Genomic DNA, 12,441 nt, shown 5'->3' with positions numbered 1-12,441 from the left:
CATAGAATAAATTGACGATCGGTTATTAAACAGCAGAGACATTTGTGGAATAGGCATCCGCCTGCAGTCTATATAGTCTTGCATAGGTTTGATTTCTTGCCATAAGTTCTGCGTGTGTTCCCATCTCCACAATCTCCCCTTCTTCCATCACCCATATCTGATCAGCGAAGTTAACAGAAGAAAGCCTATGCGAAATAAAAATTCCAATTCGGTTTTTAATCAAATCATGAAACCGCTCAAACACGTCCCTTTCAGCTTCCGGATCGAGAAATGAACTAGGCTCATCCAAAATATACACGTCGGCGTCCCTCATAAAAGCCCTCGCAATCGCTATACGCTGCCATTGTCCGCCAGAGAGCTGATGACCATGTTCAAACCAGCGTCCGAGTTGCGTGTCAAGCTTATTGGGCAGGTTTTCAATCAAAGTGTCTATTCCCGCATTTGAAGCAGCTTCCGCTATTCTTTGATCGTTATCGACCTCTCCGATATTCCCGTATCCGATATTTTGTCTCACGGGCATTTCATATTGTACGAAATCCTGAAATACGGCACCGACCCTCTTTTGATAACTAACATCATTTATTTCCTGGATCGGTAAGTCATTAATTAATATCTGGCCTTTCGTCTGGGCATACAACTGCAGTAAAATCTTGATAAGGGTTGATTTTCCCGACCCATTATGGCCGACGATTGCAACCGTTTGTCCTTGTTCTAAAGTAAAATTAATATTTTTCAAGGCATATTGTTGCTTTCCCTGATACCGGAAAGATACATCCCGGAACTCGATTTTGTTAATCTCTTTAATTTCACTTCGTTCTTGAAGGCGCTCTCTTTCAGTAGAATCAATATCCAGAAAACTAAACAGCTGTTCCAGGAAAAGATTGTTTTGGCATAGTCCCAATACCTGTTGAACAATGCTGTCCGATCTTCCCTGTACTTGAGAAATAGATTGGAATATGCCCACTACGTTACCAATCGGCAACTGCCCTCTATAAGCAGAAATAACCGCCAGAAAAATAATAGAATATGACGATAAGTTATCAATTAACTTGTATACGACACTATACTTTAGCCTTTTACCGGCCAACAATTTATCCTCAGCAAAAAAATCCTCGCATATTTTCCTGTACTGCTTAACAAAATAACTGCCCAAAGTGTACAGCTTTACTTCTTTAAATGAATTATCCCTGGTTAATAGGTAACTCAGGTACCAAGCCGATCTGGATTTTGGAGCTCTTTTCCATTGGATAACAAATTCCTGTCTTCCGATCCTCAAGAAAGAGAAAAACGAAATTACGGGGATCAAGATAAGAAGCAGCGCTGCCCACCAATTCCAAATCATTACGATCGATATCATGGATACCAGGGAAATCAAATTGCTTGCAATACCGAATATCTGCTTCGTAATTTGAAATGGACGGTAGCCGGAATCCGTCTGCACTCTTTTCAGTTGATCCTGAACTTGTGAATTTTCAAAATCAGCGAGCGTTAACCGTGAGGCTTTTTCCATGATAATGACGTTTGTATAATTCGAAAGTTTGGCTTGATAAAGGGACTCAAAATAACTCTGATATATAGACACAGCACCGAAAAAAATAGAAACGGCTATAAAGAACAGGAAAGCGCCGAGGATTTTTTCCTGAGTTGAAGTAATATTGTTGATTAATTGCTGGGTGGCCATAATGGATAAGGCAGGTAAAAAGCCTTGAATCAGATTTAGAATCGAGAAGCATATAAGGTCTTTGGCCGAAACCTTCCAGAGCAATTGAAAAATACGGGGCCAATACCTGAAGGATCTTACCACATTCAAAAGACTTAATGATTCAATGCTCTCTTGCTCGTCATGTGACATCATCATCACCTATCTCTTCACATGTTTATGGTATTGAATAACGCTGTCCAGGGCATGTCTGGCAAATACCATTGCTTTCTCCTCTAATTCCCGATTAATTCCAAACAAACGATTAAAATGCATGTGCATGACACTCATAATGATATTGGGGACATCGTTAATTATTTGTTTCTTTTCATGCTCCTGGCTCATTTGCTCCATGTAATTTTGAATAGCTGATGCTCTTATTTCAAAGGCATGCCGAAGAACGCTTCCACCCGGTTTGGTGTTTAAAATCTCATAACAATCCTCAGCAGAGAATACTTCCAGCAGGTCGGAACGCCATTCACGAAATTCTTTCTGATATTGTTTTTTGTCTACAGTTGAATCCAGAAGTTCGAGCTGCTGCTCATAGCCCAAATTGAAATTTTTCATCATGTCGATAGCGCTTACGGCTGCAACGATATAATTGGGCCAATCTATTTGTTTATACCTAAGAAGATGGATTAAAGCACATGCCGCTTTGCTATCCAAGTGAAATACATGTTCTGCCGCAGATATGAGCCTAGGTCCTCCGTACCGCTCAACTTCACGTTCATAGGTGTCAATGACCATTTTGCGGATCAACCCTTCATTAACGCATTCCTGGCCCCATTGATGGAGTTTCGGCATCAATCGACTCATCAGGATTTCGGGATTTCCATTAAATCGTAACCGTATATGAAGATCCGGGTCACCATATCGCATAAAGAACCATTTTTCAGCATCCTTGTCCTGGATTGCTTTTTCAGCGAACTGAATAATGGCATTGGAAAGAAACTCATCCTGCCTGTCTTCTCCGCCATATAGCTTTACGAAAAGCCATTCGCTTCCAGGGAGTTTCATTTTTTCTTCCTTAGGGGCCATTCTGATTAGAGGAGAAACTTCATCGGGGATTTTTTGCTGATCCCTCTTCTCCAATTGAAAGACACATTCCGCCACAAAATGCCCCTCATGATTTTTCACCCACCGGTCTTCTAAGGAGCCTAATCTTTCATGAAGAGTAACCACCTTATGAGACAACAACTCTTTTCTCATTTCCTTTACAAATTCCATATGTTCCAAATCAAGCAGTATCCGATTGTCGGAGTCAACCATATATACGAATCTCGGGACCCTCCACTCAGATTTCCAGTTTTGTACCCAGGCATACCATTCATCATCATCTTGTATTTCTTCCTTCGCCGGGCAATTGGTTATAAACAAATTCCATTTTGCCGGGGACAGGATCGTCTTGCGATAACGCACTCTGGGCAGAAACGGAAGTTGCTCTAGCTTCCCCCATTCAAAGGGTTGCCATGGTCGGACAGATTCAAATGAGAGCTCTCGTAAAAAACGATAGATGTGAGGGGAATTTCGAAAATTCAGCATATGTCCCGCCGTTACATTCACTTGCTTTCCTAAACTTTTGGATTTCAAAATAAGTTTATCGTGGGTTGCGCAAACGACAAGATCATCAAGAGCGATCTGTTTTTTACCGGGTGCGGTGTTTGTCCCGATTCCAATCTCGTATTCGCTCAATCCTGGAGTCAACATGACATTGGCAACCCTCCCGTACGCCGGAATATATGTCGCTTCGGCAAAAATAGTATTAGGTTGTATCTCCTCGCGCCGCTTGCGAATATTTCCTATCCATTCCTTAGTTTCATCAGAAAACATATCTAGAAATCTTCCGAATGTTGCCCCGGCATCAAAAGAACCGGGATTCGGCGCTATTGCCAATGTAAATTCCCCGCGATCAACAGCCTGGGGAGAAGATGCTATCACTTCGGCATATATTTCTATGGAGTGCGAGGCCTCATCTGTATTCCTATCACTTTCTACATATGCATCTATAAATGAATCCGTTATTTCGATCTCCTCATCGCGATTTAATAAGGATTGTTCTACAAGCTCCATTAATTTCAGTTCCCGTCCAATTTCCTTGTCTGTCATTTCCTGCTTATCCGGTTCTACAACATTTGGATTTAAATATGCTGAGGGTACACCGAGACCTGTCTCTTCGTTCAAAAGTTCCAATATCGGAACATCACAAGCTATGCCATAAGCATCCAGAAACTTGGAATGATACTCCTTTAAATGGGAAAATCCGCGTTTGGAACTTGACATCATCCATAAAATCTCGGCAGCTTTGGCGATCTCATCCCCTACGGATGAGTTCAAATGAATGGTCTCGGCAGCAAGCCCCAAATCCACTTGAACCACTGATTTGGTGTCGCAAAAACGGCTCATATAACTGGTTAGTTCAAGAAATGTATCGATTCCCTCTCCCAAATCACAGGAATCATATGTTTGCATCAATATTTTGACATTTCGTAAACATTCCCTCTCCTTCTCTACTCCCTCAAGCCGATCAAGACAGTGCAATATATACTCTAGCGGTGATGAAAGGGTTAAAGGCGGGCGTAATTCGCTGATTAGAAATTCTTTCGAGAATAATTCCCAAAGGAAATTCGTAATCACTTCTTCTCCCGCATTTTCCATCCCCCCGAATTCCTTGATCAATTGTTGAAGCAATTCTTCAAAGCTTATGGGATTCTCAGCCAGAGATAATGCTAAATTCACGGGAGGTGTAGCCTTTATGGTGACTTTACTTGCTTTTTCCGTATTTTCATTCGAAAATTGGCCTCCCGAAGAAGGATATAATAATACAATTCGTCCCCCGGTATTTTGGACAACGGAGTTTTTTACGACGCGAAGCTGTTTCACAACATCAATTCTCTTTTCAAGTTCACCTACAATACCGAGGAGCCATTCCATGTCAGGACGACTTCGTTTAAATAACAGTTTGGAAGCCATATTAATTTTTGTGTGATTGGTTAACTTGCCACTAGCAACGGCAGCATACAAACCAAAGGGGGTAGGGCGTGTAGACATCCGGGAAAGATATTTAAGAACACTTGAGGAAACCTGATTTCTTTTCTTTTTATTAGATTGGGTTAAATACGGAAGTGCTTCATACAAACGCGTGCTTGATACTAGAATAGATTCTAATATTTTTTCGTTATCCAGAACTTTTTCTAGATAACTGTGGAAATCTCCAGACGAAACAAGTTCGTCAAAAAACTCCAATGGCAAAAGAGGAGAACGCATCATAAAGAAAGGAAGCGGCTTATACAATGTTGATGTTTTATTTTCTGTTACTTGTGGTTCGATATTTTTTTGCATGTTCTATTCCACCTTTCTTCATTAAGTAAAAGGAAGAAGAGAGTGTTCTCTCTTCTTCCTTTTTTTCGACAGAGAATCTTACTTACAAGGCGACTTATAAGTACAGTTGAAAAGACAACTTGTACATAATGTAGCTGTTGGAGTACAGCCTGGAGTGCACAAGGATTTACTGTCTACCATAGGGGTAACATCAGATTTATTGATTACTTGAACATCCAGATCAAAGAAATTGTTAGCGTTTCCCGACATATTCCATCCTCCTTTCTTTTTTCGATATTAAAGAAAATAGATCTAGATCTGTAATTAATAATAATAAACACCATATAGATCATGTAATGTATTTTTATGTATATTTAATTGCGGACTTGTGCAAATATTTTTTAACTTCTGTTTCAGGTGACCCCGTATAACGCACCACAAAAAAAACAAAGGAGTCACCTTTCCGTGAAAGGGACCCCTCTATTAAAGTTTCTTCATTATTCCATAATTTTTGATGGATTGGCCACAACGTCGATTTTCTCCTGCACACCCTTTCGATCGCCGAGAAATTCGCGCCGCAGCGGTGTCATATTTTCATCCAGCTCGTACATAATCGGCACGGCCGTAGGAATATTCAAGTCAATGATATCTTCATCGCTGATGTTTTCGAGCACCTTCATGAGCGCGCGCAGACTATTGCCATGGGCCACGACAAGCACCTTTTTGCCTGCCTTGATCTGCGGCACGATCTCCGCTTCCCAATACGGAACAACGCGGGCAATCGTATCCTTAAGGCTTTCCCCAAGCGGAATTTCCTGCTCGGTCAGCTGTCCGTACCGTTTATCCTTTTGCGGATACCGTTCATCATCGGCCGTAATTTGCAGCGGCGGCACGTCATAACTTCTGCGCCAGATTTTAACCTGCTCCGCCCCGTACTTGTCTGCGGTTTCCTGCTTGTTTAGTCCTTGCAGCGCGCCGTAGTGGCGTTCGTTCAGCTTCCAATGTTTATAGATCGGGATCCAGAGAAGATCATTGACGTCGAGTATGTGGTGAAGCGTTTTGATCGCTCTTTTCAGGACAGATGTAAACGCAACATCGATTTCGTACGGGACCTGCTTCAGCAGTTCACCCGCCTTGATGGCTTCTTGAACGCCTTTTTCCGTCAAATCGACGTCCGTCCAGCCCGTAAACCGGTTTTCCTGATTCCATAAGCTTTCCCCATGCCTTACCAACACTACTTTATACATCGTGATTACCTCCCTTGTTGTCATTATAGCCGTAAAGCTGCTGCGCGGATCGTCGGCCTCCCGACTTCACCATTTTACTCCGTTCTTTGATGCATGCGCATGATAAAATTGTCGGAAGTCAGGAAATTCAGCTTGCCGGACTTCTCATCGTATTCGTAGACAAGCACATTGCCATGCGTATCCGAGTCAGGGTTATTGTCAATGACCGCGAAACGGTTGCCTCCAAGCGAAACGACCTGCTCCCCGGATTTATTGCGAACGACTGGCTGGTTTTGGCTGTTTAGCGCATCGATTCCCGGTACCACTGTAGTCAGGCTCCCCGAAATGCGGGTTTCCTTTTCCGACATCGGTTTTACCATTAGGATGACCAAACAAATAATAACGACCAACATGATACCATTTAGCGCAAGCAATAAAACACTGTTCTTTTTTTCCAAACCGTTCATTCCTCCAAAATAGATTTCCCATCAATTCCGAGTCAAAACCGGATATATACTCCTCATCGCCAGGTAGCGTAAAATTGAATTGAAGTCACATATCGTAAGGAGGAATACCCGTCAGAGATGCTTATTTGCTTGGTTCCATATTATTACAATATTCGCCTGCTGGCAAATCAAGGGTCCTTCTCAGGAGGGTCTGCGTCTTGCCTGATAGACAGTTCCGATGAAAAAACAGATCATGCACAGCATACTGATCAACAGCGGTGACCCTATATCCGCATTTCCCTGCTGCAGCCATGCTGCGGAAACTTGCGGCAGCGTGCCGGGACTCCAAGCCATATCATGCGGAAACATGCCTGTAACCATCGGCAGCAGAAGCAGTACCCCCAGGCTTACAAAAGCGATCCCTGCCGCAGGGTTTAAAAACGAGCCGACAAATAAGGTAACAGCCCCCGCAAACCACATCCATACAAGATAAAGAAGACCGGCTTTAACGGCAGCCGCGGCATCCACTGTGCCGATCATCTGCACGGTATAATACCAGGCCCCGGCATATCCCAGCCCGAAAGATACCGTGACCAGCGACAGCATGCTAACCCATTTGGCGGCGGCATAAGAAATAAATGAGACCGGCTTGGAAAAAATGATGGCCGCGACGCCGCTCCGGCGTTCAGCAGAGATCAATGTCATCAAAGACAACACAAGAATCAACAGCCCGACGGAATTGTATTGGCCAAGCGTCTGGGCTAGAACCTCAGCTCCTGACGGGGTTTCGAACTTAATCATCATACCTTGGGGCAAACTGCCCGAAGACTTCAAAATCTCCGGCATAAAGCGGGTTACCACCGGCTGCATCACGCCAAGCATCAAAAAGACGATCGGCACCCACAACCATTTATAGCTCCGCCACATCTCCAGCATTTCTTTCCTGAAAAATAACGCAAATTGTCTCATACATTCACCACCTTAAGGAACAAATCCTCGAGAGTGCTCTGCCCCGCTTCGAATTTACGGATCAAAACCCGCCGCGCAGCCGCATCCGCCATCAAAAGAATGGAGGCTTCCTCAACGTCCTTTACCGTCAATTTAGCCCATGTTTTCCCCATCTCCACCCGGCTAACAAAAGCGTTCTTGGAGGCCGAAACGAGCCAATCCCGGGAACCCGCATCCGATCCGACCTCAATCCGGATTACCGGTTCGCTGTATTCAAGGCGGATCCTATCAAGGTTCCCCTGTAATACGATGCGTCCGTTTTGAATCATGAGAATTTCATCACAAACCTCTTCGGCATCATGCAGCACATGGGTAGAGAACAGCACCGTCGTTTTGCTGCGGATCCGCTGCAGCAGATTCAGGACGTCTTTGCGCCCCACGGGATCGAGCGCCGAAACCGGCTCATCCAGGATAAGCAGCTTCGGACTGTGAATCAATGCCTGGGCCAGCCCAAGGCGCTGCTTCATTCCTCCCGAATAACCGCCGATTTTCCGTCTGCCTGCATCCTTAAGCCCTACGGCTTCAAGCCACTCTTCCGTCTTCAGCGCAGCCTCCCTTCCTGTAAGTCCGGCAATCTCTCCGGCATAACGCAGAAATTCCTTTCCGGTCATCCACGGATAAAAAACGGGCATTTGCGGTAAATAGCCAATATACGGCCTGCGGTCCGAAACCGGGACGCCGCGATGGTTCAGACGGATCGAACCTGCTGTCGGCTGCAGCAGTCCCGCAAGCATGCTGATCGTAGTCGTCTTGCCAGCACCGTTGGGACCGAGCAGGGCTGCGCAGCTGCCTTCCTGAATTTGAAACGAAATCCCGTCTACGACCGTCCGGTCTTTGAAGCGTTTGGTTAATCCTTCGATCTGAAGCAGCGGCTGCGTCATGATGTTTCCTTCCTCCCTACGACAAAATAAGCAACGGTGCCGATCAGATTACCGAGCAAGATCACAATGACCCACATCCATTTCGGGCCGCGCGTCGATTCCGCTTTATATAAAGATATGAGCCCGACCACAGCCAAAATCAAATGAATGACCAGCAGCGGCGCAATCAGGTTCCATGGTATTTCCGTATGCATGCGCTGTTTCTCCTCTCGTATAATTTAAGTTTGATATGCGATTGGGAAATCCCGCTTCATTTTAGTGGGGACGATTCTTATCCCGTTTTTTCCGCCGCGGCCAGTAGACGTATACCAACCAGTAGGCAACTAACGGGGAAGGACATTGAATCAGCCCGATCAATCCCCAAATCCAGTAATACTTTGTATGGCGGCGGGCATTTCGAAACAGCCACAGGCTTTGGGTCAGCAAAATGCATGCCGCGAGCAAAATCCACGCCCAAACCGGTAATGGCCCCTCATTTGTGTTATGCATGGCCCGACTTCACCTTCTTTCGGGCTTTCCGCCAGAAACGCAAAACAAAAACGATGACGCTGACAAATAGAGCTCCTTGAATAGCAATGAAAGCAGCAAAACTGCTTACCGCAAGCAGCATATTGCCCCCAATGACCACAACTGCAATAACGAGAAACAAAATCCATTCCAGAGCGGCCTGTTTGCGCAGTTTCTGCTTGTGGCCGGCCACGAACTGCTCCAGTTCATAAAGGGGCGGCGGTTCCGGATGCATGATCGTCAAGTCCATTTGATCAAATCCGCGAAGAAGTTGTTTCACCAGAGCCTCGTCCTCAGCCTCCATCTCCCCGGCCTCGTTTATTGCCTGCGGCGGGCATGCTTTTTTGGGATTATCACCTTGTCGTTCCCGCTTATTTCGTTTCATCTGTCGTCAACTCCTTCCTTAACTGCTGCAGTCCGTTGTGTATTCTGGATTTCACCGTACCCGGCGGAATGTCCATCATATCGGCGATTTCGTCGTAAGTGTAGCCATAATAATGCTTGAGCAGGATCGGGAGGCGCCACTCATAATCCAGCCGCGACAGCGCTTGTACCGCATCGGTCCACGCTTCCTTCTGATGCTTCAGCTGCCATTCGGTTAAACGAAAAGCGCGCTCCTGATCCCTCCAGTTCTTTTCCGTCCGGTTCCTGCGCATCTGGTCAATATAAATTCGAGTCGCCAATGTGATCAACCAAGAGGAAAATTTGGATTTTTCATTATATAAATGAATTTTCTCGATGCATCTCAGCATCGTTTCCTGAGCTAAATCCTCCGCGAGCACCGGGTTCATCGTCATTTTGACAAGATATTTCATGAGAAAGGAGTAATGGGTCTGCAGCAGCTTTGCCATCGCATGTTCGTCCCCGCGCCGGGCGCGTTCGATTTGTTTTTGTTCATCCACCATGCATTCACCCGCATCCTTTCCACTACCCGGTTTTTATCCCGCTCCAATGTCGTTTAAAGATCGCAAAAGCCCGTACGCAACTTCAGCAATCACCCATATTACGTATAAGGTTCGTGATTCGTTCACGTCGATCGATATTTTTTCAAAAAGTATTTTCCACATTACACATAATAAGCGCCCCAAAATATGGTAACATAAGCATTGAATATGTAATTAATTTCTTATAGCTCAATGTGACCCTAACTCGAGTAGCTGCCGGAAAGCATGTTTACCAAAGAAATAAGCTGTGGCAGCATAAGCTTCTGTTTTATGATTTTGAGAATAATCAAGCGCAACATTGGTCCGTCGATGCTTAAATTAACTTGTGGAGGTGTTTGCCATGTGGCTGCTTATAATCTTTGGAATTGCTATACTTGTGTTAGGAATCATTCAAATCAAAAACCCCTCATTCGGATGGAAATATAATGAAGGCTGGAAGGTGAATGGAGATTCCGAACCCAGCGATGCTTATTTAATTATGGCCGAAATTGGCGGAATTTTCGCCACTGTTCTTGGAGCGGTATTCATCTTGCTTGGGGCTTTAAAAGTGTTTTTATGACACTGCATCTCTATGAGATAAAAGGAGAAAACAATGAAAGCTTGTACCGTTCAAGCGATTTATTATAATCAAGCGCCTGACGCATTACGCCGTGAAATTGCTGTTTTGCTCAATCGGATTTGGCCGGACGATAGTCTAATGTCAAGCGGGACAATTACGTGTAAACCGCATTTGGCCGGCTTTTATGATCGTGCCGGTGCCTGGCCAGTCGTACCCGATGTAACACTTATTGGCAGTCGTGATACGGGGGGCACACCTTCCCCATCTGTATAGCAAGAAAGATAAAATATATATAATTGCAACAATTGCTTTTCCTGGTATTATTTTTTTCAAAAAGGAGAGTTTATGAAAAAGATTATTGTTTTTGTATTAACGATATTTATATTATTCTCAGGATTCGCAACACAAAGTTATGCGTTGTCAGATTCGAAATCTGCGGCAATACAAGCGTTGTTAGATGATGCAAGCCGTATATCAGGTGTGCCGGGAATGTCAATCTCAATACTTGCGAATAATGAAGTGCTCTACTTTTCTTCCGGGTACGCAGATCGTGAAAAGGGGTTGCCTGCAAGTGAAAATACACTCTATGAGTTAGCCTCGGTCAGTAAAGCTTTTACCGGTATGGGTATTATGCTGTTGGAAGAGCAAGGGCTGCTCTCAATGACTGACCCTGTCCAAAAATATTTACCTTGGTTTACGTTAAAGTATCAAGGGAAACCTGTTGATATGCAAAGCCTTACACTAAATAACTTTCTTCACCATACCAGTGGTCTAACAAATATTAGGCATACTCAAAATATTCCACAAGGCAATACACCGGATATGTTGCAAAAGACTGTGGAAATGCTCGTGGATGCTGAATTGGCGTTCCCTCCCGGTGAACAGTATAACTATGGAACCGTTAATTATGACGTATTGGGTCTGGTTATTGAGATTGTGTCGGGACAAAGCTATGAAGACTTTATGAGGGAACAGGTATTTCAGCCGTTAGGTCTTCACCAGACGTATGTTTATAAAGAAGATGCTCAAGCCACCGGACAGTTGGCACAGGGCTACCGTTCTTCCTTTTTTATGACAACTCCATTTAATGCTCCGGATTATGCTGGGAATAAACCCGCAGCCTACATCATTTCTAATACAAAAGATATGGCGCGTTGGATGGGCATACAGATGGGTATCGTGCAGGACATACCCGAAATATTTCACACGGTTATCGAAAAATCACATAGGGGTGATATGTCTGTTTCGGCTGTCAACGATATGTATTATGCGGCAGGCTGGTCGGTAAACGCCGACCAAACGATTATAGAGCACCCAGGGGGCAATCCCAATTTCGGAACCGAAGTGGTCATACTGCTAAATGAACGAACAGCCATCTGCTTGCTGACCAACGGAGCAAATATCAATAGAAGCATGGTACTAAAAGTTAAAGATATATTAGACGGCAATCTGACGCAGTTATATGGAATAAGCGGCACACAGCTTTTGGATATCATTTTGTCGTCTATCACAATTATTCTTTGCCTATTGGCCGTTTTGCTATTTCTCTTAGGATTACGCAGAAGGAAAACGAATGAGCGGCAGCCAATGACAAAAAAGAGAATAATCGTAACAGTTATTTTCCTGATCGTTACGATTGCCCTGGGTATACTGTGCTGTGCTCTCGATTGGTCAACGATACTTATTTGGCGAACATATAGTGTTCTTACAGCTTTGATTTCGTCAGCCTTATTAACAGCAAGCATTACATGGTTTGTATACACTCACCGATAAAATACCTCGCTACCAAGATAAGCATAATGTTAAGTCATTAAATTTCAATTTATCGGTATGCTTAATTTGAAAAAAATAAG

At 44.2% G+C, this 12,441-nt stretch carries 13 protein-coding genes; 2 read left to right on the top strand and 11 right to left on the bottom strand.

The window, feature by feature from the left end:
• Positions 1 to 25: 25 nt before the first annotated feature.
• The 11 genes from L6442_RS07795 to sigY form a co-directional block, all read right to left on the bottom strand.
• Positions 26 to 1,858 carry an ABC transporter ATP-binding protein gene (locus L6442_RS07795; RefSeq protein ID WP_212977631.1) on the bottom strand — a complete coding sequence of 611 codons (1,833 nt, stop codon included), beginning with the start codon at positions 1,856 to 1,858 and terminating at the stop codon, positions 26 to 28.
• A gap of 3 nt (positions 1,859 to 1,861) precedes the next feature.
• The gene (locus tag L6442_RS07790) at positions 1,862 to 5,038 is read right to left on the bottom strand and encodes a lantibiotic dehydratase (RefSeq protein WP_212977630.1); all 3,177 of its coding nucleotides are present in this window, start codon (positions 5,036 to 5,038) and stop codon (positions 1,862 to 1,864) included.
• A 78-nt stretch (positions 5,039 to 5,116) separates the two neighbouring features.
• Entirely contained in the window at positions 5,117 to 5,287 is a 171-nt protein-coding gene (locus L6442_RS33060; RefSeq protein WP_194233303.1) for a gallidermin/nisin family lantibiotic, read from the bottom strand.
• 227 nt (positions 5,288 to 5,514) lie between these two features.
• Positions 5,515 to 6,264: a 2,3-diphosphoglycerate-dependent phosphoglycerate mutase gene (gene gpmA, locus L6442_RS07785; protein WP_194233302.1), complete on the bottom strand. Its 750-nt coding sequence runs from the start codon at positions 6,262 to 6,264 to the stop codon at positions 5,515 to 5,517.
• A 74-nt stretch (positions 6,265 to 6,338) separates the two neighbouring features.
• A complete protein-coding gene (locus L6442_RS07780) occupies positions 6,339 to 6,701 on the bottom strand; it encodes a hypothetical protein (protein WP_212977629.1) in 363 nt (120 codons plus the stop codon).
• Positions 6,702 to 6,890: 189 nt separating this feature from the next.
• Positions 6,891 to 7,658 (bottom strand): hypothetical protein, encoded by a 768-nt coding sequence (locus tag L6442_RS07775; protein WP_212977628.1) that lies wholly within the window; start codon positions 7,656 to 7,658, stop codon positions 6,891 to 6,893.
• Entirely contained in the window at positions 7,655 to 8,578 is a 924-nt protein-coding gene (locus L6442_RS07770) for an ABC transporter ATP-binding protein (RefSeq protein ID WP_212977627.1), read from the bottom strand. Before L6442_RS07770 ends, L6442_RS07775 begins: the two co-directional genes overlap by 4 nt.
• Positions 8,575 to 8,772, bottom strand: a complete 198-nt coding sequence (locus L6442_RS07765) for a PLD nuclease N-terminal domain-containing protein (protein WP_194233298.1) — start codon at positions 8,770 to 8,772, stop codon at positions 8,575 to 8,577. Before L6442_RS07765 ends, L6442_RS07770 begins: the two co-directional genes overlap by 4 nt.
• A gap of 61 nt (positions 8,773 to 8,833) precedes the next feature.
• Positions 8,834 to 9,067 carry a hypothetical protein gene (locus L6442_RS07760; RefSeq protein ID WP_194233297.1) on the bottom strand — a complete coding sequence of 78 codons (234 nt, stop codon included), beginning with the start codon at positions 9,065 to 9,067 and terminating at the stop codon, positions 8,834 to 8,836.
• Complete coding sequence (locus tag L6442_RS07755; RefSeq protein ID WP_194233296.1) at positions 9,060 to 9,470, bottom strand: YxlC family protein; 411 nt, start codon at positions 9,468 to 9,470, stop codon at positions 9,060 to 9,062. The genes L6442_RS07760 and L6442_RS07755 overlap by 8 nt, the downstream gene beginning before the upstream one ends.
• Positions 9,457 to 9,990 (bottom strand): RNA polymerase sigma factor SigY, encoded by a 534-nt coding sequence (gene sigY / locus L6442_RS07750; protein WP_306436673.1) that lies wholly within the window; start codon positions 9,988 to 9,990, stop codon positions 9,457 to 9,459. Before sigY ends, L6442_RS07755 begins: the two co-directional genes overlap by 14 nt.
• A gap of 379 nt (positions 9,991 to 10,369) precedes the next feature.
• Between sigY and L6442_RS07745 the strand changes: the two genes are divergently transcribed.
• Together L6442_RS07745 and L6442_RS07735 are read left to right on the top strand one after the other, a co-directional pair.
• Positions 10,370 to 10,588: a DUF6199 family natural product biosynthesis protein gene (locus L6442_RS07745; protein WP_212977626.1), complete on the top strand. Its 219-nt coding sequence runs from the start codon at positions 10,370 to 10,372 to the stop codon at positions 10,586 to 10,588.
• Positions 10,589 to 10,933: 345 nt separating this feature from the next.
• Positions 10,934 to 12,361 (top strand): serine hydrolase domain-containing protein, encoded by a 1,428-nt coding sequence (locus L6442_RS07735; protein ID WP_212977625.1) that lies wholly within the window; start codon positions 10,934 to 10,936, stop codon positions 12,359 to 12,361.
• The last annotated feature ends 80 nt before the right edge of the window (positions 12,362 to 12,441 follow it).

This window comes from Paenibacillus azoreducens (genome assembly GCF_021654775.1).
Taxonomy (GTDB): Bacteria; Bacillota; Bacilli; order Paenibacillales; family Paenibacillaceae; genus Paenibacillus_AQ; species Paenibacillus_AQ azoreducens.
This window is presented reverse-complemented; position numbering and strand designations above follow the sequence as displayed.

Excerpts from the sequence above, each read along its gene's own strand:
- L6442_RS07770 (WP_212977627.1), bottom strand. The coding sequence starts at position 8,578 with ATGACGCAGCCGCTGCTTCAGATCGAAGGATTAACCAAACGCTTCAAA.
- gpmA (WP_194233302.1), bottom strand. The coding sequence starts at position 6,264 with ATGTATAAAGTAGTGTTGGTAAGGCATGGGGAAAGCTTATGGAATCAG.
- L6442_RS33060 (WP_194233303.1), bottom strand. The coding sequence starts at position 5,287 with ATGTCGGGAAACGCTAACAATTTCTTTGATCTGGATGTTCAAGTAATC.
- L6442_RS07790 (WP_212977630.1), bottom strand. The coding sequence starts at position 5,038 with ATGCAAAAAAATATCGAACCACAAGTAACAGAAAATAAAACATCAACA.
- sigY (WP_306436673.1), bottom strand. The coding sequence starts at position 9,990 with ATGGTGGATGAACAAAAACAAATCGAACGCGCCCGGCGCGGGGACGAA.
- L6442_RS07765 (WP_194233298.1), bottom strand. The coding sequence starts at position 8,772 with ATGCATACGGAAATACCATGGAACCTGATTGCGCCGCTGCTGGTCATT.
- L6442_RS07795 (WP_212977631.1), bottom strand. The coding sequence starts at position 1,858 with ATGATGATGTCACATGACGAGCAAGAGAGCATTGAATCATTAAGTCTT.
- L6442_RS07775 (WP_212977628.1), bottom strand. The coding sequence starts at position 7,658 with ATGAGACAATTTGCGTTATTTTTCAGGAAAGAAATGCTGGAGATGTGG.
- L6442_RS07760 (WP_194233297.1), bottom strand. The coding sequence starts at position 9,067 with ATGCATAACACAAATGAGGGGCCATTACCGGTTTGGGCGTGGATTTTG.
- L6442_RS07745 (WP_212977626.1), top strand. The coding sequence starts at position 10,370 with ATGTGGCTGCTTATAATCTTTGGAATTGCTATACTTGTGTTAGGAATC.
- L6442_RS07755 (WP_194233296.1), bottom strand. The coding sequence starts at position 9,470 with ATGAAACGAAATAAGCGGGAACGACAAGGTGATAATCCCAAAAAAGCA.
- L6442_RS07735 (WP_212977625.1), top strand. The coding sequence starts at position 10,934 with ATGAAAAAGATTATTGTTTTTGTATTAACGATATTTATATTATTCTCA.